The organism is Arthrobacter sp. Ld5 (assembly GCF_051172775.1).
Lineage (GTDB): Bacteria > Actinomycetota > Actinomycetes > Actinomycetales > Micrococcaceae > Arthrobacter_D.
Genome location: NZ_JBPKBO010000003.1, coordinates 133,201 through 151,016 on the forward strand (window position 1 = coordinate 133,201; position 17,816 = coordinate 151,016).

At 70.7% G+C, this 17,816-nt stretch carries 16 protein-coding genes; 9 read left to right on the forward strand and 7 right to left on the reverse strand.

All coding sequences use genetic code 11. The features are described 5' to 3' along the window. Positions 1-181 precede the first annotated feature (181 nt). The gene (locus ACSGDB_RS01920) at positions 182-2,086 is read left to right on the forward strand and encodes an adenylyl cyclase (RefSeq protein ID WP_434992409.1); all 1,905 of its coding nucleotides are present in this window, start codon (positions 182-184) and stop codon (positions 2,084-2,086) included. A 187-nt stretch (positions 2,087-2,273) separates the two neighbouring features. On the opposite strand, the gene ACSGDB_RS01925 is transcribed toward ACSGDB_RS01920, so the two are convergent. Then, the gene (locus tag ACSGDB_RS01925; RefSeq protein ID WP_434992410.1) at positions 2,274-3,257 is read right to left on the reverse strand and encodes a LacI family DNA-binding transcriptional regulator; all 984 of its coding nucleotides are present in this window, start codon (positions 3,255-3,257) and stop codon (positions 2,274-2,276) included. Positions 3,258-3,293: 36 nt separating this feature from the next. Beyond that, the gene (locus tag ACSGDB_RS01930) at positions 3,294-4,394 is read right to left on the reverse strand and encodes an AraC family transcriptional regulator (protein ID WP_434992411.1); all 1,101 of its coding nucleotides are present in this window, start codon (positions 4,392-4,394) and stop codon (positions 3,294-3,296) included. Positions 4,395-4,464: 70 nt separating this feature from the next. Between ACSGDB_RS01930 and ACSGDB_RS01935 the strand changes: the two genes are divergently transcribed. From ACSGDB_RS01935 to ACSGDB_RS01950, 4 genes are all read left to right on the forward strand, one after another. Further along, the gene (locus tag ACSGDB_RS01935) at positions 4,465-5,985 is read left to right on the forward strand and encodes a flavin-containing monooxygenase (protein ID WP_434992413.1); all 1,521 of its coding nucleotides are present in this window, start codon (positions 4,465-4,467) and stop codon (positions 5,983-5,985) included. Next, complete coding sequence (locus ACSGDB_RS01940) at positions 5,982-6,833, forward strand: SDR family NAD(P)-dependent oxidoreductase (protein WP_434992415.1); 852 nt, start codon at positions 5,982-5,984, stop codon at positions 6,831-6,833. Before ACSGDB_RS01935 ends, ACSGDB_RS01940 begins: the two co-directional genes overlap by 4 nt. Beyond that, entirely contained in the window at positions 6,830-7,750 is a 921-nt protein-coding gene (locus tag ACSGDB_RS01945; protein WP_434992417.1) for an alpha/beta fold hydrolase, read from the forward strand. Before ACSGDB_RS01940 ends, ACSGDB_RS01945 begins: the two co-directional genes overlap by 4 nt. 156 nt (positions 7,751-7,906) lie before the next feature. Next, positions 7,907-8,470 (forward strand): dihydrofolate reductase family protein, encoded by a 564-nt coding sequence (locus ACSGDB_RS01950; protein ID WP_434992418.1) that lies wholly within the window; start codon positions 7,907-7,909, stop codon positions 8,468-8,470. A gap of 39 nt (positions 8,471-8,509) precedes the next feature. On the opposite strand, the gene ACSGDB_RS01955 is transcribed toward ACSGDB_RS01950, so the two are convergent. After that, complete coding sequence (locus tag ACSGDB_RS01955) at positions 8,510-9,493, reverse strand: alpha/beta hydrolase (protein WP_434992421.1); 984 nt, start codon at positions 9,491-9,493, stop codon at positions 8,510-8,512. 151 nt (positions 9,494-9,644) lie between these two features. Here ACSGDB_RS01955 and ACSGDB_RS01960 point away from each other — a divergent pair, with 151 nt between their 5' ends. After that, positions 9,645-10,304 carry a GNAT family N-acetyltransferase gene (locus ACSGDB_RS01960; RefSeq protein ID WP_434992422.1) on the forward strand — a complete coding sequence of 220 codons (660 nt, stop codon included), beginning with the start codon at positions 9,645-9,647 and terminating at the stop codon, positions 10,302-10,304. A gap of 108 nt (positions 10,305-10,412) precedes the next feature. Here the strand turns inward: ACSGDB_RS01960 and ACSGDB_RS01965 are convergent, their stop codons facing one another. After that, entirely contained in the window at positions 10,413-10,733 is a 321-nt protein-coding gene (locus ACSGDB_RS01965) for a putative quinol monooxygenase (RefSeq protein WP_434992424.1), read from the reverse strand. A 187-nt stretch (positions 10,734-10,920) separates the two neighbouring features. On the opposite strand from ACSGDB_RS01965, the gene ACSGDB_RS01970 reads away from it, so the two are divergent. Both ACSGDB_RS01970 and ACSGDB_RS01975 read left to right on the forward strand, forming a co-directional pair. Further along, positions 10,921-11,400, forward strand: coding sequence for a YkvA family protein (locus ACSGDB_RS01970; RefSeq protein ID WP_434992426.1), 480 nt, complete (start codon positions 10,921-10,923; stop codon positions 11,398-11,400). A gap of 44 nt (positions 11,401-11,444) precedes the next feature. Beyond that, a complete protein-coding gene (locus tag ACSGDB_RS01975; protein ID WP_434992428.1) occupies positions 11,445-12,473 on the forward strand; it encodes an isopenicillin N synthase family dioxygenase in 1,029 nt (342 codons plus the stop codon). 83 nt (positions 12,474-12,556) lie between these two features. On the opposite strand, the gene ACSGDB_RS01980 is transcribed toward ACSGDB_RS01975, so the two are convergent. From ACSGDB_RS01980 to ACSGDB_RS01990, 3 genes are read right to left on the reverse strand one after another with little or no spacing between them, the layout of a single operon-like run. Further along, positions 12,557-13,423 carry a phytanoyl-CoA dioxygenase family protein gene (locus ACSGDB_RS01980; RefSeq protein WP_434992429.1) on the reverse strand — a complete coding sequence of 289 codons (867 nt, stop codon included), beginning with the start codon at positions 13,421-13,423 and terminating at the stop codon, positions 12,557-12,559. Further along, entirely contained in the window at positions 13,416-15,254 is a 1,839-nt protein-coding gene (locus ACSGDB_RS01985) for a glycoside hydrolase family 2 protein (protein WP_434992432.1), read from the reverse strand. The genes ACSGDB_RS01980 and ACSGDB_RS01985 overlap by 8 nt, the downstream gene beginning before the upstream one ends. Before the next feature lie 39 nt (positions 15,255-15,293). After that, positions 15,294-16,325: a LacI family DNA-binding transcriptional regulator gene (locus ACSGDB_RS01990; protein ID WP_434992433.1), complete on the reverse strand. Its 1,032-nt coding sequence runs from the start codon at positions 16,323-16,325 to the stop codon at positions 15,294-15,296. Between the two features lie 172 nt (positions 16,326-16,497). Between ACSGDB_RS01990 and ACSGDB_RS01995 the strand changes: the two genes are divergently transcribed. Continuing rightward, complete coding sequence (locus tag ACSGDB_RS01995) at positions 16,498-17,811, forward strand: ABC transporter substrate-binding protein (protein WP_434992435.1); 1,314 nt, start codon at positions 16,498-16,500, stop codon at positions 17,809-17,811. Positions 17,812-17,816: the final 5 nt, after the last annotated feature.

Consider the following 17,816-nt stretch of genomic DNA (forward strand, 5'->3'; position numbering starts at 1 on the left):
CTGGGATCGGCTGCGCCTACCAAGCTCTATCACCGGCGTCGCCGCCGTTCAACGCCGACACCGCGATCGCCCACTTTCCTTGACTTCCCCCGGTTTCGACGATGTACTTCACGAACGACTGGTGACACGATTCACCTGACGCCTCGTTCAGCATCACCTCGACGGAGAGGAACCTCCCCGCATGACCATCCCCCCATCCACCCGGACCGGGCGCACGCGCCTGGCCGCGGCCCTCGGAGCCTCCGTGCTCCTGGCCGGCAGCACGGGAGTCGCCGCCATCGCAGCGCCGGCCCCGGCACCCGCAGGGACGACGCCGGTCGCCACCAAGAAGGCACCCCCGGTGACCGCCCCCGACTTCGGCCCCAATGTGACGATCTTCGATCCGAGCATGCCCGTCAGCGAGATCCAGGCCGCGGTGGACGCCGTCAACGCCCGGCAGATCGACAACGAGATGGGCACCGAGCGCGAGGCCCTGCTCTTCCTGCCGGGCACGTACGGCACGGACGCCGAACCCCTGCAGTTCAAGGTCGGCTACTACACGGAGGTCGCCGGTCTCGGCGCCTCCCCCTCGGACGTGACGATCAACGGCAAGATCGAGGTCTACAACCGCTGCCTCGAGGGCAACGGCACCAGCAACTGCATCGCGCTCAACAACTTCTGGCGCACGCTCTCGAACCTCACGCTCGAGGTCAACGGCGCAGGCCAGGACGGCTGCCGCTCGACCGCGAACTTCTGGGCCGTGTCCCAGGCCGTCTCGCTCCGGCGCGTCAACGTCACCGGCGGCACGCTCTCGCTGATGGACTACTGCACCGCGGGCCCCCAGTACGCGAGCGGCGGCTACCTCGCCGACTCCAAGGCCGGCGACATCGTCAACGGCTCGCAGCAGCAGTGGTTCACCCGCAACGCGGAGATCGGCAGCTGGTCCAACGGCGTCTGGAACGCCGTCTTCTCCGGCACGGAGGGCGCCCCCACGGACGAGTCCTTCCCCGCTCCCCCGTACACGACGCTCGACCGCACCCTGGTCAGCCGCGAGAAGCCCTACCTCTTCGCGGATGCCTCCGGCGCCTACAGCGTGCGCGTGCCCTCCGCCCAGACCGAGTCGCGCGGCATCTCGTGGGGCGAGGGCCAGACGGCCGGCCGCACCATCGCGCTGTCCGAGTTCTTCGTGGCACGGCCGGGTGATTCCATCCAGGCGATCAACAACGCGCTCGCCCGCGGCAAGCACCTCCTCCTCACCCCGGGCGTCTACGACATCGGCCAGACCATCGCCGTGAAGCGCGCCGACACGGTGGTGCTCGGCATCGGTCACGCGACCCTCACCGCCGTCGACGGCGCCACGCCGATGCGCGTCGCCGACGTGCCCGGCGTCGTCATCGCCGGCGTCACTATCGACGGCGGCACCGTGAACTCGCCCGTCCTGCTGCAGGTGGGCACGAAGAACGGCAACAACGGGGCCAAGCACAGCGACCCGTCGAACCCGACCACACTGAGCGACGTCTACTTCCGCATCGGCGGCCCGAACGTGGGCAAGGCCGATGTGAGCCTCGAGATCAACAGCGACCACGTGCTCATCGACCACACCTGGGTGTGGCGGGCGGACCACGGCAACGAGGGCACCTTCGGCTGGGACGTCAGCACCGGCCGGAACGGCGTGATCGTCAACGGTGACGACGTCACCGCGACGGGCCTCTTCGTGGAGCACTACCAGGAGTACAACGTCATCTGGAACGGCGAGCGGGGCCGCACGGTCTTCTTCCAGAACGAGCTGCCCTACGACGCCCCCGACCAGGCCGCCTGGCAGCACGACGGCGTCCTCGGCTGGGCCGGCTACAAGGTGGCCGACCACGTCAAGACCCACACCCTGTGGGGCGGCGGCTCGTACGTCTTCACGAACGTGGACCCGAGCCTCCACGCCACCCGCGGCTTCGAGGTGCCGGAGACCCCCGGCGTGGTGCTCAACCACCTCCTGACCGTGAACCTGGGTGCGGGCACGATCGACCACGTCGTCAACAACACCGGCGCTCCCGTGAGCAACGACAACACCGGGACGCCGAGCTACGTGCTGCGGTACCCCGCCGCCCAGTAGCAGGCCGGTAGAGCACGAGCAGGACCGGGAAGGGCCGGAGCAGTTCATCGACTGCTCCGGCCCTTCCTGCGTGGGGGCGAAATCCCGGCTGCGCGTGATGCCGGATCCGGCGGTGCACCCAGCCGGCCCGGCGACACGGCGCACCGCGCTCGGTGGCCGCGTGAACTGGTCCGGACGCGGAGAACCGCTATCCCGATTCCCGCTCGACCAGCCGCAGCCCGTCCCCCGGGTGCCCGGGCTTCTCCGCCGACCCGTCGAGATCGGCCAGGACGAGGGCCGCCAGATAGCGCGCCTGCACCTCGATGGACTGCGCGACCGTTGTGAGCGGGGGTGCCGCGAGCGCCGCCGCGGGGACGTCGTCGACCCCGACCACCGCTACGTCCCCGGGACAGGACAGCCCTTCGGCCCGCAGACCGGCGAGCACGGCGAGCGCGACGTCGTCGTTGTAGGCAGCCACACCGGTGACCCCCTCCTCCCGCCAGGCGCGGACCACGGTGGCCGCGGCGGCGGCGTCGAGCGCGACGGGGTGGACGGACGGCTCCGGCAGGCCGAGGGCGGCATAGGCACGCTGCACCCCGAGCAGGCGATCCCGTGCGAAGTCCTCGATCCGGGGGTCGGTGGGCCAGGCGTAGCCCAGCCGCTCGGCGCCACGCGCCGCGAGGCGCCGCGCCTGCAGGGCGCCGATGGCGAGCTGCGTCTCCGACGGCCGGCACCGGTCGGCCTGATGCTCCTCGCCGAGGGTCCCGAGCACCTGGATGCCCGCCTGCCGCATCATGCGCAGGTCCTCCTCGGGGAAGGGCGCGAAGCCGATCACCGCCCGCGGGGTGACGGCACGCCACAGCTCGGCGAGCGGGCGGGTCCCCCGCCCGTGATCCACGAGGACGGACAGCCCGCGGCCGGACAGTTCGTCGGCGAGTTCGTCCAGCAGCGTCTCCATCACCGGTCCCACGGGCCAGTCGGGCAGGATGCACAGCACGAGGTCGCTGCGACCGGTGCGCAGGGCACGGGCGGCGGCCGACGGCGCGTAGCCGAGCCGGGCCGCGGTCTCCCGGACGCGGCGACGGGTCTCCTCGGAGATGGTGACGCCGTCGCGACCGGTCAGGACGTAGCTGACGGTGGTCCGTGACACCCCGCTCTCGCGGGCCACGTCGGCACTGGTGATCCCGGCCACCGGCTCTCCTTCCCACCCCGACTCCTGCGTCCCAGTCTAGGCGGGGGCCGGCCCGGTGCCGCCGAGGGCACCTTCCCCGATGGTGCCGGCCAGCCCGACCCGCCCCGTGTCGACGGACCCGGGACCCGCGGCCGGGCGCCCGCTGCCCGCGCGCACCGCCCGCGGCGTCGTCCCGCACCACCGGCGGACGCAGCGCGTGAGTGCGGACTGTTCGGACAGGCCCACCAGGGCAGCGACCTGCTGCAGCGGCAGATCCGTCCGCGTGAGCAGCCGCAGCGCCGCATCGCGGCGGGCGTCGTCGAGCAGGGACCCGAAGGAGGTGCCCTCCACGGCGAGGCGCCGCTGGAGGGTGCGGGCATGCATGCCGAGGAGCCGCGCGGCGGAGTCGATGCGCGGCGGTGACGTCCCCAGCATGCGGTCGATGGTGTTCCGGACCTGTGGCGTGACCACCCGCCCCGGCTCGGGGAAATGGCTGTGCAGGTAGTCGAGGGCGATCTCCCGCAGCGTCCCGTCCCCGGCGATCGGACGGTCGAGCAGGCTCCTCGGCACGCGCAGCAGGGACGCGCCCTGGCCGAACCGCACCTCCGCGCCGAAGAATTCCGTGTACCGGGCCGCGGGCGCCTTGGGCAGGTGCGAGAGATGGACGGAGTGCAGGCCGTACGGCCCGTCCACCAGGAACCGGATCATGCGGTGCGAGAACGCGAGGATCGCGTCGATGGCCTGCCGCGGCGGAGCCCCCTCGGAGGATCCGTAGCAGAGGCCCACGTCGCCCGGCCGCCCCTCGGGGTCCGCGACGATGGTGAACCGGAGCACCGGGCTGTGGAGGAACAGGAACTGGGAGGCGCACTCCAGGGCCGCGCCGACGGTCGGCGAGTTCTCGACGGCCACCGCGAGCGGGCCGAGGATGCCGATGTCCTGGTACTCCGAGATGCGCAGGCCCAGGTCCGGGCAGGGCAGGGAGCGGGCGGCGCCCTCGAGGAGCTTCGCCATGGCGACGTCGGAGACGAGGACGTCGTCGCTGTCGATCGCCTTCAGCGGCACGCGGTACTGCACTGCGAGCGCGGCGGGATCGCCCCCGAACTGCTCGACGACGTCCCGGAAGCCGCGCATGCCGGCGGATCGGATCACGGAGCCCATGTCGTCCAAGGGTAAATAGCTGTCGCGCGAAGTCAAGCCAGCCGGCCGGTTCCTGGGAAGAATGGGAACCATGGATACCATCGAGCACCTCGACGTCGTCATCGTGGGCGCCGGACTCTCCGGCATCGGCGCCGCCTACCGGGTCGCGACGGAGCTGAAGGACAAGAGTTTCGCCGTCCTCGAGGCCCGCGGCGCCATCGGCGGCACGTGGGACCTCTTCCGCTACCCGGGCGTGCGGTCCGACAGCGACATGTTCACGCTCGGCTACCCGTTCCGCCCCTGGACCGAGGCCAAGGCGATCGCGGACGGCTCGTCCATCCTGCAGTACATCCGCGACACCGCGGAGGAACCCCGCATCCGGGACAGCATCCGCTTCCGCACCAAGCTCGTCAGCGCCGCCTGGTCCTCCGAGGACGCCCGGTGGACCCTCGACCTGGACGTCACGGACGACGACGGCGCCGGCCCCGCCACGACGGAGCGCCGCCGGCTCACGTGCGGGTTCCTCTACCTCTGCAGCGGGTACTACGACTACGACCGCGGGTACGAGCCGACCTTCCCCGGCCTCGAGTCCTTCGAGGGCGAGATCGTGCGGCCCCAGTTCTGGCCGGAGGACCTGGACTACACCGGCAAGCGCGTCGTCGTGATCGGCAGCGGCGCCACCGCCGTCACCCTGGTGCCGTCCATGGCCAAGGACGCCGCGCACGTGACCATGCTGCAGCGCTCCCCCACCTACGTCACCGCCGTGCCGAGCCGCGACCGGTTCTCCGACGCCGCGCGCCGCCACCTGCCCGCCGGCATCGCCCACCACGTGGCCCGCGCCAAGAACGTGCTGTTCACGCAGGCGTTCTACCAGCTGTGCCGCCGCCGCCCGGAGACCGCCAAGAAGCTCATCCGCACCCAGACCGCGCGGATCCTCGGCGACGAGACGACCGTCGCCGAGCACTTCACGCCCGCCTACAACCCGTGGGACCAGCGCCTGTGCGTGGCCCCCAGCGCGGACCTCTTCAAGGCGATGAAGCAGGGCTCGGCCTCCGTGGTCACGGACACCATCGACACCTTCACGCCGCACGGGATCCGCCTGGCCTCCGGACAGGAACTCGACGCCGACGTCGTGGTCACCGCCACCGGACTCTCGATGCTGCCCCTGGGCGGCGCCACCTTCACCGTCGACGGCGCCCCCGTGAACCTCGGCGACGCGTGGGTGTACCGGGGCCTGATGGTCAGCGGCGTGCCCAACCTCGCGTTGTGCGTCGGCTACACGAATGCCTCGTGGACGCTGCGGGCGGACCTGAGCTCCCGCTACGTGTGCCGCCTCCTCCGGTACATGGACCGCCACGGCCACCGGTCCGCGGCACCCGCCGTCGACGGCCCCATGAAGGCGCGGCCCATCCTGGACCTGACCTCCGGCTACGTGCAGCGCGCCGTCGCCGCGTTCCCCAAGCAGGGCGACCGGCAACCATGGACCATGCGGCAGAACTACCTGCTCGACGCCCCCACCGCCCTGCACGGCAACCTCGCGAAGAACATGGTCTTCGACGCCCCCACCCCGCCGGCCGCCCCGGCACCCGACCTCCAGGAGATCCACGCGTGAGCATCCAACCCTTCCAGTTCACCGGCTCCACCGCCGTCGTCACCGGCGCGGCCGGAGGCATGGGCGAGCACCTCGCCCGCGGCCTCGCCGAACGCGGCAGCACCCTGCTGCTCGTGGACCGCGACACGGACCGGCTCGACGCCGTCGCCGCCTCCATCCGCTCCACCTACCCGGGCAGCAGCGTCACGACGTTCACGACCGACCTCGCCGACCGCGACGCCGTCGAACGCCTCGCGACCGACCTGCTCGCCGCCACCGAGCGCGTGGACCTGCTCGTCAACAACGCCGGGGTGGCTCTCGCGGGCCGCTTCGACCAGATCAGCATGGACGACTTCGACTGGGTCATGGCCATCAACTTCACCGCGCCCGTGCTGCTCACGCACCGGCTGCTCCCGCGGATCGCGCCCGGCGGGCACGTCCTGAACGTCTCGAGCCTGTTCGGCCTCGTGGGGCCCAAGGGCCAGACCGCCTATTCCGCCAGCAAGTTCGCGCTGCGCGGGTTCACGGAGGCCCTCCGCAACGAACTGCTCCCCCGCGGGATCGGCGTCACCAGCGTGCACCCCGGCGGGATCCGGACCGACATCGCCCGCAACGCGCGGATCGGCGGGAACCACAGCGATGCGGACGTGACCCGTGCGAAGGACGAGTTCGACAAACTCCTCACCTTCCCCGCCGACCGCGCCGCCGAGCTGATGCTCGAGGCGGTCAAGGCCCGCAGGGCCCGGCTGCTCATCGGCCTCAGCGCGAAACTGCCCGACGTCGTCGCCCGCGTGGCGCCCATGTCCTTCGGCACTCTCGAGCGCCGCGTCACGGGCCTCGCCCGGCTCGCCGGCAAGGCGCGCCGGTGAGCGGCGTGCGGCCCGGCACCGGGCCGGCCACCGGGACCCCGCCGGGGACGTCCCTGCCCGGGGGCGACGACGGCGGCTACCTGCGGGTGGAGGGCGTCCGCGTGCGGTATCGCGACGCCGGTGCGCGGGACATGCCGCCGGTCCTGCTGCTGCACGGGATCGGCCGCAGCCTCGAGGACTGGGAGGGGCTGTACGGACGCCTCGCCCCGGACCACCGGGTCATCAGCGTGGACCTGCCCGGCTTCGGCCTGTCCGAGCGTACGGCGGGCCGGTACTCGATGGACTCCCTGGCACGCTTCGTCATCGCCGCGCTCGACGTCCTCGGGGAACACCGGCCGCTGCACGTCGTGGGCAACTCGCTCGGCGGCGCGGTCGCCATGAAGATCAGCGCCCTCGAACCCCAGCGCGTGCGGAGCCTGGTGCTCGTGAACAGCGCCGGCTTCGGCACGGAGGTGACGATCGCGCTGCGCCTGCTCGCCCTCCGCCCCCTCGGCCGGCGCCTCCTGAAGGACAAGTCCCGCAAGGCCGCCTACCGGACGGAGCGCGCCCTCTTCTACGACAAGCGGTTCGTCACGGAGGAGCGGCTCGATCACGCACAGGAGGTGGGCCGCAACCCGGTGTACGACGACGTCCTGCTCGCCGTCGCCCGCCACCTCGGCACCCTCCGCGGCGTCCGCCGTCGGTGGCGGACGGACCTCCTGCGCACGGTCGCCGCACAGCACAAGCCCACCCTCGTGGTGTGGGGCGACGAGGACCGCATCCTGCCGGCGTCGCACCTCGAGCACGCCCGGACGGTGTTCCCGCACGCCGAGGTCCACCTGTTCGAGCAGTGCGGGCACATGCCCCAGATCGAGCGGGAGGCAGAGTTCGACGCCCTCGTCCGGCGCTTCGTGGGCGGGGTCGAGGCGCAGGGGTAGGCGCGCCCCTGGTCGCGGGGATCTGCCCGTCGGGCGTCCGCGTCCGGTGGGCAGGTTCGAACATTCCCACTCCGCGGGCCCGGACGGTGGGAAGAACGGTCCGGCAGGACGGCGTCGACCCCTTACCGGACCGTGCACCGCATGGTGGAATAGCCCATGACCCGCGTCATCTTCTATACCGCCTCCACCCTGAACGGGTTCCTCGCGGACGAGCGGAACTCCCTCGACTGGCTCTTCGCCCTCGAACCGCCTCCCCCGGAAGAGTACGAGCGTTTCCTCGATCGCGTGGGCGTGCTGGTCGAGGGGTCGACGACGTACGAATGGGTGCTGGCCTTCGAGCGGCTGCTGGAGGAGCCCATCAAGTGGGGCGCCCTGTACGGCGACCGCCCCACCTTCGTGTTCACCAGCAGGGAGCTGCCGGTCCCGGAGGGCGCCGACGTGCGGTTCGTATCCGGGGATGTCCAGCCCGTGATCGAACGGCTGCGCGACGCGGCCGGGTCCCGGGACATCTGGGTGGTCGGCGGCGGTGACCTCGCAGGGCAGTTCCTCGCCGCGGGCCTGCTCGACGAGATCCGTATCGCCGTCGCGCCCGTCGCGCTGGCGGGAGGAGCGCCGCTGCTGCCCCTCCGGGTCGAATCGGACCGGCTGACCCTGCGCTCCGTCGAGCAGCAGGGCCAGTTCGCCGTCTTGACCTACGACGTCGTGTCCGACGACCGCTAGCTCAGGAGCACGCCCCCGACGCGGTCCGGGCCGACCCCGTCACTCCCCACCTCCCGGCACGTAGGCCTCCCGCCACCGTCCCAGTTCCTCGAAGAACCGCGACCGGGCCGGCTCCGGGGAGAGCGCGAGATCGTGGATGCCGCCCGCGACACGCACGAGGGTGACGAGGCCGCCGAGCCTCGGCGCCCGACCCGCGATGTGCGCGACGTCGAGCACCACGTCGGTGGACGAGATGCGCTCGGGTTCCTTCGCGGGATTCGAGGTGGCGTCCGAGCACGCGACGAACACGGGGCAGTCGATCGCGAGGCCGCGGTTCAGTTCCGCGTGCCCGCGGCGGATGGCGCGCAGCCAGCCGGCGACGACGGGGAACCCGGCATGGGGCTTCCACGCCAGGTCGTACTCCCACTCGCCGCCCGACTCCCGGTGCAGGTACCGGCCGTACGCGGTGCCGAGCTTCCCGACGACGACGCGCGGCCTGAGCGTCCCGAGGCGGTGGACCGCCGCGGTGCCGAGGGTGCGCTGGAAGAGGCTCGCGTTGAGGTCGAACCAGGGGCTGTTGAGGACGAGGGCATCCACGACACCCGCTCCGCGACGGCGGTGCGCCCACAGCGACGTGACCAGGCCGCCGGTGGAATGGCCCATGACCACGAGGACGTCGTGGCCTTCCTCCTCGCGGATGACGCGCGCCGCCTCGTCGAGCTCCTCGTCGTACGCGTCCAGCGACGTGATGTAGTTCGGCGTCTGGTGGTCCCGCAGTGACCGCCCGTACTTCCGGAGGTCCAGTGCGTAGAAATCGAACCCGGCGTCCAGCCAGGAGTCGGCGAGGTGCGTCTGGAAGAAGTAGTCCACGAAACCGTGTACGTAGAGCACGGCCCGGCGCGACCCGGCCGGCCGGGTGCGGCGGACCAGGGTCGCGACGACGTCGCCCTCCTCGTCGGGGCGCAGGGACAGTGTGCGCACCTCGTAGCCCGCACCGAGGATGTCCTCGTGGTAGGCGTCCTGCTGGTGTGTCTCGGTCGTCATCGTGATCCTCGTCGATCTGTTCCTGCCGGACGGCCGCCGACGCTGTCGGGCGGGCCTCCGGACCTGCTTCACCCTGGGCCGTGCTGCCGTCACCAGTGTGCCACCCGTCACCGATAGGCTGGCGCCACCGCACCCCGAACAGGAGAGAACCATGGACAGGCTTCGCGACCCCGGGACGAGCGTCGAGCCGGGCGACGGCGGCACCACCGCGGTCGTCGCCCCCTCCGCCGGGCCAGGCACCGGCCCCCGTTCCGGCACCGGCCCACCCGTCCACGTCACGACGGCGACCGTCGCCGACGCCGCGCAGCTCGCCGCGGTCGCCGCGGTCACCTTCCCCCTGGCGTGCCCGGCCGACTCCCGGCCGGAGGACATCGCACGGCACATCGCGACACAGCTCTCCGTGGACCGCTTCGTCGGGTACATCGAATCGCCCCTTCACACCATCCTCTGCCTGCGCGAGGGCGAGCGCGTCGGCGGCTGGAGCATGGTGGCGCTGGATCAGCCCACCGATCCGGACGTCCTCGCCGCCCTCACGATCGCGCCCACCGTGGAGCTGAGCAAGTTCTACGTCCACCCCGACCAGCACGGTCGCGGCGCGGCGGCGGCACTGATGCGGCGGACCCTCGAGCTCGCCGCGGACTCGGGACGGCCGGGGGTCTGGCTCGGCGTGAACCAGGAGAACGCGCGGGCTCTCCGGTTCTACACGAAGCACGGCTTCCGGCGCGTCGGGACGAAACGCTTCCGGCTGGGTGACCGCTTCGAGGACGATTTCATCCTGGAACAGGCGCTCCCCGGCGGGCCTGGCGCCTGACGGCGACCGTCAGGCGCCCTGCGCAAGCCCGACGGGCGCACCCGGTCAGGCGACGGTGAGCTCGCCCATCCGCCCGGACGGTCAGACCGACTTCCCCGGACAGCCCAGCTAGGCGACGGTGAGCTCGCCCATCCGACCCCAGCCCTCGGCGCCGATCCGCTCGCTGATGATCTCCGGCGTCTCCACGAGTGCCTGCGGCATGTCCTGCATCGCCTGCGTGAAGTGGTCGCTGCTCACGTGCGCCTCGGCGGCGTCGTCCTGGAACGCCTCGACGAGCACGAACTGGTTGGGGTCCTCGACGCTGCGGGACCAGTCGAACCAGAGATTGCCCGGTTCCCGGCGCGTGGCCTCCGTGAAGTCCCGCGTCAGGTCGATCCAGCGGTCGCTCCACTCGGGCTTCACGGTGAACTTGACGACGATGAAGATCATGGGATGGTGCCTTCCTGATGGATGCTCGGTACCTCTCCAACCTATACAGTCCTCCCACGGGCCGCATGCCTCCCCGCCTCGTGTGCAGGGGAAGTCGCGGGCCGGGGAACAGTGCGGGGGGGGAACGTGCGGGGGGAACAGTGCGGGTCGAGTGCCCGGCCGGGCAGGACCCGGGGGGAGGAGGGAGATGAACTGGGAGCCGGTGGTGGAGACCGCCGTCGCGATCCTGGTCGCCTATGCGGTCCTCCTCGTGGGCCTCGCCGTCTACGCACGGCGGCACCCCGAGGTTCTCTCGCTGCAGGACGCACTGCGTCTGGGCCCGGACCTCCTCGGGCTCGTCCGCCGTCTCGCCACCGACCGATCCGTCCCTGTACGGGCACGCGTGATGCTCGGCCTCCTCGCGGTCTACCTCGTGTTCCCGATCGACCTCGTCCCGGACTTCCTGCCCGTGATCGGCTACGCGGACGACGTCGTCGTGATCGCGGTGACCCTGAGGGCCGTGGTGCGGGCCGCCGGCCCGGAGGCATTGGCCCGCCACTGGCGGGGGTCCGACGCCGGCCTCCGCGTGGTCCGCGCGCTCGCGGGCCTGCGGGACCCCGGGGCCGACGGTGCGGACGGCAGCGGCGGTGCGGACGGGACCGACGGGGACGGTCGCAACACGGCGTAACGCAAAGGAGGGGGCGATTTTTCAACAGGCGTAGTCTCCTGCGCATGCAGCAGTCCACGGGATCGATCCCCACCCTTGACCTCAGCACCGCCCGTTCCGCCGACGGATCCTTCACCCCCGGGTTCATCGAGGAACTGCGGGACGCCGCCCACACCGTCGGCTTCTTCCACATCATCAACTACGGTGCCACCGCGACCCAGGCCGATGATCTCTTCGACGTCACCCGCCGGTTCTTCGACCTCCCGCTGGAGGAGCGCCTCCGGCTCCACAACCGGACCTCGCCGCACTTCCGCGGGTACGCCGGCCTCGGCACGGAGGTCACCCGTGGACGGCCCGATGCCCGGGAGCAGATCGACTTCTCCCCCGAGCGTGAGCCCGTGGCGGACTACCCCGCCGACGAGCCGTACTGGCTCCTGCAGGGCCCCAACCTGTGGCCGCGCACCGCGCTGCCCGAACTCGAGGAGCAGGCGATGGCGTGGGCCGCGCTGATGTCGCGCGTCGGCGCCGAACTCCTGTCGGCCATCGCCGTCGCCCTGCACCTCCCCGAGGACTACTTCGCCGAACCCTTCGAGGGCACCCCGGCCTGGATGGCGAAGCTCGTGCACTACGTGGGCGGCGTCGTCGAGGGAGCCGGCTCCCAGGGCGTGGGAGCCCACGCCGACTACGGCTTCGTGACCCTCCTGCTGCAGGACCAGGTGGGCGGCCTCGAGGTACTTCCCCACGGCGCCGACGAATGGGTCCAGGTCACACCGATCCCGGGGGCGCTCGTCGTGAACCTGGGTGAGATGCTCGAGGTCGCCACGGAGGGGTACCTCGCGGCGACCATCCACCGCGTCACCGCCCCCGCGCCGGGCGTGGACCGCTACGCCGTCCCCTTCTTCTGGTCGCCGCGCCTCGACGCCGTGATCGAGCCGGTCCCCCTGACCGACGAGCTGCGCGCCGCAGCCCGCGGCATCTCGGACGATCCCGAGAACCCGATGCTCTCCTCCTACGGCTCCAACGTGCTCAAGGGTCGGGTCCGGGCGCACCCTGATGTGACGGAGCTGCACCACCCCGAGCTCGCGCGGAGGTAGCAACCCGGGAACACCCCGGACGTACGACGACGGCGGCACCCACCCGGGTGCCGCCGTCGTCGTACGGGATCGTGCAGGACCGCTCAGGCCTCGCCCATCATGAGGCCCTCGATGGAGTGCTTCTGCGTGATCGGGACCAGGGTGTCCACGATCGGGCAGACCACGTGGCGGCGGACCCGCTCGGGCAGTGCGTCGTAGAAGGGCTGCGTGACGGCCATGGCGTGGTGCTCGGCGTTGCCCGCGCCGGGGGCGTCCACCCCGAGCACGAGGACCGGCCGGGACTTCTGCGACTCGTTCTTCGTGCCGCGGTGGATGGTCAGCGCGGACCGGGCGGAGACGTCCCCCATCGTCGGGTACTTTCGCTCGGCGAGACCCTCGTACCGCGGGTACGCCGACTTCGGCGGGAACATCTCGTGGTCGAAGCCCTCGGGCAGGTCCCACTGCGTGCCGGGAGCGACCTCGAAGGGTCCCATGTCCTCCTCGGTGTCGACAGCGGTCAGGTTGAACGCGAGCGACGTCAGCCGCCCGGTCTCCCGCGTCTCCTCGGGCATCGGGAAATCGCGGTGCCATGGCTGGTTGACGGCGCCGGGGCCCGGGACGTCGAAACCCAGTTCCACGATCTCGTAGTCCGGGCCGAGGACGGACTCGCACACCATGCGCACCCACGGGTGGTCCACGAGCTCGACCCAGCCCCGCAACTGCTCGGGGTGGATCTCGACGTAGTAGCGCTTCGGTCCGCGCCCGACGGCGCCGTTCGGCCGCGCGAGGGCCTCGGCGAAGGCCGCGTCGATGTCCTCGCGCATCGTCGCCGCCCACTCGCGGGAGAAGGCTCCCTGCTGGGCGATCACGCCACGCGTGTACAGCCCCTCGACGGCGGCTGCCGCCTCCGGCGACGCCCCGTCGGGAATCCGGGACGCGACCGGCTCGTGCTCACGGGTGGAATCATGCATGGTCCGGCCTCCAGGCTTTGCCCATCACGATCTTGCGGATCTCCGCCACGGGGAGCTTCGGTTTGCGGTTCTCGTCTGTGAGCCCGTTGGCCTCCTGCAGGGTGTCGGTCAGCTGCGTGTAGCAGAACCCGGACAGGAACGGGCTGTCCTGGAGGGCCGAGAAGAGGGTCTCCAGGCGCCGCGCGAAGTCCTCGCCGGACTCCGCGGTGGAGTAGCCCCACGTCTCGATGGGACTGTTCGGTGCGTAGAGGATCCCGCCGAACTCGGACACCATGATCGGCTCCGTCCTCGGCAGGCCCGGCAGGACGCTGAGCCGGCGCCCGGCCGGCCCGACGCCGTCGACGAGTGCCTGGAAGGCGGGCAGGTCCCGGTAGTTCGCGTGGAGGTCGTCGTACGTCGTCGCGTAGTCGTGGATGGTGAAGATGTCCGACTCCACGTGCTCCCAGCCGTCATTGGAGATGACCGGTCGGGACCCGTCGAGGGCCTTCGTCAGGTGGTACATGGCCTGCGCGAAGTGCTTCTGATCCGGGCTGTGGGAGATCTGCTGGACCCCCCAGCTCTCGTTGAGAGGGACCCAGGTGACGATGCACGGGTGGGACCGGTCCCGCTGTACGACGCTGACCCATTCCCTGGCCACGCGTTCCATCGCCGTCGGCGAGAATTCGAACGTGCTGCCCATCTCGCCCCACACGAGGAGACCGAGGCGGTCCGCCCAGTAGAGGAACCGGGGGTCCTCCACCTTCTCGTGCAGGCGGGCGGCGTTGAAGCCGAGGTCCTTGATGAGCTGGACCTCCTCGCGCAGCGCGGCAGCGTCCGGGGCGGCGAGCAGCGAGTCCGGCCAGTAGCCCTGCTCCAGCACGGATCGCACGTAGAAGGGGCGGTCGTTGAGGAGGAAGTGGCGTCCGGCCGTCCCGACGCTGCGCAGGCCGAAGTAGGACGCCACCTCGTCCAGGGCTCCGCCGTCGGCGTCGAGCAGGGTGACGGTCGCGTCGATCAGCCGGGGGTGGTCCGGGGACCACAGCAGCGACTCGTAGGCCTGGCCGTTGGCCTGGTGCGGGATCACGCAGTCCATTACGACACGGGACTGGCCGACTGACGCCGAATAGGTGCCCAGGGGCTGGCCGTCGAAGCTCAGGTCGACCCGCACCGTCAGGGCGCCGACGCGCTGCGGGGAGACCTCCAGTTCTAGGCGGGCCGAGCCGTTCGGGACGTCCGGCTCCCAGGCGACCGTCTCGATGAACGACTCCGGCACGGATTCCAGCCAGACCGGCTGCCAGATGCCAGTGGTGCGGTGGTACCAGATGACGTGCGGATCCTCGAGCCAGTCCTGTTTGCCACGGGGCTGCGCGACGTCGTGCGGATCGTCCTCGGCCCGGACGACGAGGACGAGATCCTCGCCCGACCTGGCGTGGCTCGTCACGTCGAAGGAAAAGGGGGTCTGGCCGCCCTCGTGCGAGCCGACGAGCTGCCCGTCGATCCAGACCGTGGCCCGGTAGTCGACCGCACCGAAGTGGAGGAGCAGCCGGTCGTCCTCCCGCGTGCGGCCGCTCTCGTCGATGTCCGCCGGCGTGATCGTCCGGCGGTACCAGACCACGGGGTGGAAGCCGGTCTCGTGCACGCCCGACATCGCGGACTCCGGGGGATACGGGACGGTGATGGTGAGGGGGAACGGCTCACGGGCGGAGAACCAGGACTCCGCCTCGCCCGCGTCCTCGTCGTCGTGACTGAATTCCCACGGGCCTCCGAGGTCCGTCCACCGGCGGCGGAGGAGCTGGGGCCGCGGGTAGGTCCCGTCCTGGGTACTGGCTGTCAACGCTTCTGGTGTCCGCATGCCGCCATCTTGTCCCATTTTTGCAGCGCTGTAAAGATTCTATCGGGGCTCGAGGGCGGGGGCTCCGAGGGGCGCACTCTCGCGGATCGTCAGGGCGTGGGAGACGATCCGGTGCCGCCCGACGCCGTGGTAGCCGTCGATCCGCTCGCGCAGCAACTCCAGGGCCGTGGTCGCCAGTTCCCGCTTGTCCGGCGCGATCGAGGTCAACGGCGGGTTCGCCCATCGCCCGAGCTCGGTGTCGTCCCACCCGACCACGGCGACGTCGCGGGGCACCTGCACGCCCGCCCGCCGCAGCGCCGAGAGCGCGCCCGTGGCGAAGCGGTCGTCGCGACAGATGAGGCCGTCGAACGACAGGCCGGCGGCGAGCGCGTCCCCCACCGCACGGGCGCTCTCCTCCGGCGTGAAGTCGGACACCGACAGCACCAGGTGCGGGTCCGGGGTGATCCCGGCGTCGACGAGGCCCTGCTGGTAGCCGAGGAGCCGCTGGTCCGTGGACCCCGTCGTGTCCCCCGAGACGACGCCGAGGAACGCGATGCGGCGGCGTCCCTGGTCGACGAGGTGCCGCACGCCCTCCTGGGCCGCCAGCACGTTGTCGATCATGACGTGGTCGGCCGTGACGGGCATGGTCGACTCCCCGAGAAGCACCACAGGGACATCGCGCCGCAGCCGGGCGACCTCCATGGACCCCATCCGCACGGGGTGGAAGATGACGCCGTCGACGAGCCCCGTCTCGCGGTCGTTCAGCACCGCCCGCTCCGCATCCGGGTTGCTCAGCGTCTGCTCAACGATGACCCGGTAGCCCATGCGGCTCGCCTCCTCCGCGATGTATCGCGAGAGTTCCGAAAAGTAGGGGTGGTCGATCTCAGGGATCGCGAGGGCGATCATGCCGGTCCTCCCCGTCGCCAGGCGCCGTGCCGTGAGGTTGGGCTTGTAGCCCAGTTCGTCGATCGCCTGCTGCACCTTCCGGCGCATCTCGGGCGTGACGTGCGGATAATCGTGGACGACGTTCGACACCGTCTTCATGGACACGCCGGCCACCGCGGCTACATCGGCAAGCCGGACTTTCTTCATCTACGTCTCCTCGGGTCACGTCAAGTCTAGATCGGCATCGCCAGGCTCCCGTGCTTGTCCGGGATTCCGGTCCACAAATTGCTAGACACCCTTTTTACAGCGCTGTAAGCTCGGTCACACGCTGACCCACTCACCTGGAAGTGTGCAACGTTTTCAACGAGGAGGACACATCATGACTCATCCGAAGCGATCCCTCAGCGGACGCCTGCGGGCGGCAACGGCCCTGGGCGCCGTCGCCCTGCTCGGCCTGACCGCCTGCGGCGGTTCCGGCAGCGAGCAGGCGGCCAGCGAGTTCACCGGCGAGTACGACGGCCCCGCGGTCGAGCTCTCCTACTGGAACGGCTTCACCGGCGGTGACGGACCGTTCATGGAGAAGATGGTCGAGGAGTTCAACGCCGAGCACGAGAACATCAAGGTCACCTCGAACACCATGCAGTGGGCGGACTTCTACCAGCGCCTCCCGGCGGCGGTCACCGCCGGCGAGGGCCCGGACGTCGGCGTCATGCACCTGGACCAGCTGTCCTCGATGGCGGCGCGGAACGTGATCGTGCCGGTCGACGACCTCACCGACGCGCTGGAACTGACGGGCGACGACTTCACCCAGGAAGTGTGGGACGCGGGCGTCTACCAGGACGAGCGGTTCGGCGTCCCCCTGGATGTCCACTCGCTGGCCATGTACTACAACACGGAGCACTTCGAGAAGGCCGGCATCACCGAGGCGCCCACCGACGCGGCGTCCTTCGAGGAAGCGCTGAAGAAGCTCCAGGCAGCAGGGTACAAGACCCCGTTCTGGATGCCGACGCTGTGGCCCAGCCACCTGATGAACCTCTCCCTGCAGTGGCAGAACGGCAACGAGCCCTACGACGGCGAGGCCTCCACGGCGAACTTCGCAACACCCGAGGGCATCGAGGCCATCGAGTGGCAGCGGGGCATCGTCGAGGACGGGTACAGCCCGTCCAACGTCGCGATCGACTCGCAGTACGTCGCGTTCAAGAACGGCGAGAACTCCATCACATGGGACGGCATCTGGCAGTTCAACGACCTCGAGGCGTCCGGCACGTCCTACGCCGCGGCTCCCATCCCGACGATCTTCGACGAAGAGGCCGTCTGGGCCAGTTCGCACAACTTCTTCCTGCCGCGCCAGGCACAGCCCGATCCGGACAAGGCGGACGCCGCGAAGGTGTTCATCGCCTGGATGAGCGAGAACTCCGCCGAATGGGCCGGTTCCGGCATGATCCCCGCCCGTGAATCGGTCCGCGCCGAGGGCGTCCTCGACGGCATGCCGCAGGAGGTCATCGCCGAGGACATCGACTCCATGCGATTCCTCCCCGCGGTCCCGGGTATTGGTGCCGTCCAGACGGAGACCCTGGAGGTCGGCGTCAGCAAGGCGGTCCTGGGTGAGGAATCCCCCGAGGACGCCATGACCGAGGCAGCAGAGAATGCTTCGACGCTCATGGAAGAGAACAAAGCGTCGTTCGGAGAGTAAGCACC

Coding starts and splice junctions, on each gene's coding strand:
- ACSGDB_RS01920 (WP_434992409.1), top strand. CDS start 182: ATGACCATCCCCCCATCCACCCGGACCGGGCGCACGCGCCTGGCCGCG.
- ACSGDB_RS01930 (WP_434992411.1), bottom strand. CDS start 4,394: ATGGGCTCCGTGATCCGATCCGCCGGCATGCGCGGCTTCCGGGACGTC.
- ACSGDB_RS01935 (WP_434992413.1), top strand. CDS start 4,465: ATGGATACCATCGAGCACCTCGACGTCGTCATCGTGGGCGCCGGACTC.
- ACSGDB_RS01950 (WP_434992418.1), top strand. CDS start 7,907: ATGACCCGCGTCATCTTCTATACCGCCTCCACCCTGAACGGGTTCCTC.
- ACSGDB_RS01955 (WP_434992421.1), bottom strand. CDS start 9,493: ATGACGACCGAGACACACCAGCAGGACGCCTACCACGAGGACATCCTC.
- ACSGDB_RS01960 (WP_434992422.1), top strand. CDS start 9,645: ATGGACAGGCTTCGCGACCCCGGGACGAGCGTCGAGCCGGGCGACGGC.
- ACSGDB_RS01965 (WP_434992424.1), bottom strand. CDS start 10,733: ATGATCTTCATCGTCGTCAAGTTCACCGTGAAGCCCGAGTGGAGCGAC.
- ACSGDB_RS01970 (WP_434992426.1), top strand. CDS start 10,921: ATGAACTGGGAGCCGGTGGTGGAGACCGCCGTCGCGATCCTGGTCGCC.
- ACSGDB_RS01975 (WP_434992428.1), top strand. CDS start 11,445: ATGCAGCAGTCCACGGGATCGATCCCCACCCTTGACCTCAGCACCGCC.
- ACSGDB_RS01980 (WP_434992429.1), bottom strand. CDS start 13,423: ATGCATGATTCCACCCGTGAGCACGAGCCGGTCGCGTCCCGGATTCCC.
- ACSGDB_RS01985 (WP_434992432.1), bottom strand. CDS start 15,254: ATGCGGACACCAGAAGCGTTGACAGCCAGTACCCAGGACGGGACCTAC.
- ACSGDB_RS01990 (WP_434992433.1), bottom strand. CDS start 16,325: ATGAAGAAAGTCCGGCTTGCCGATGTAGCCGCGGTGGCCGGCGTGTCC.
- ACSGDB_RS01995 (WP_434992435.1), top strand. CDS start 16,498: ATGACTCATCCGAAGCGATCCCTCAGCGGACGCCTGCGGGCGGCAACG.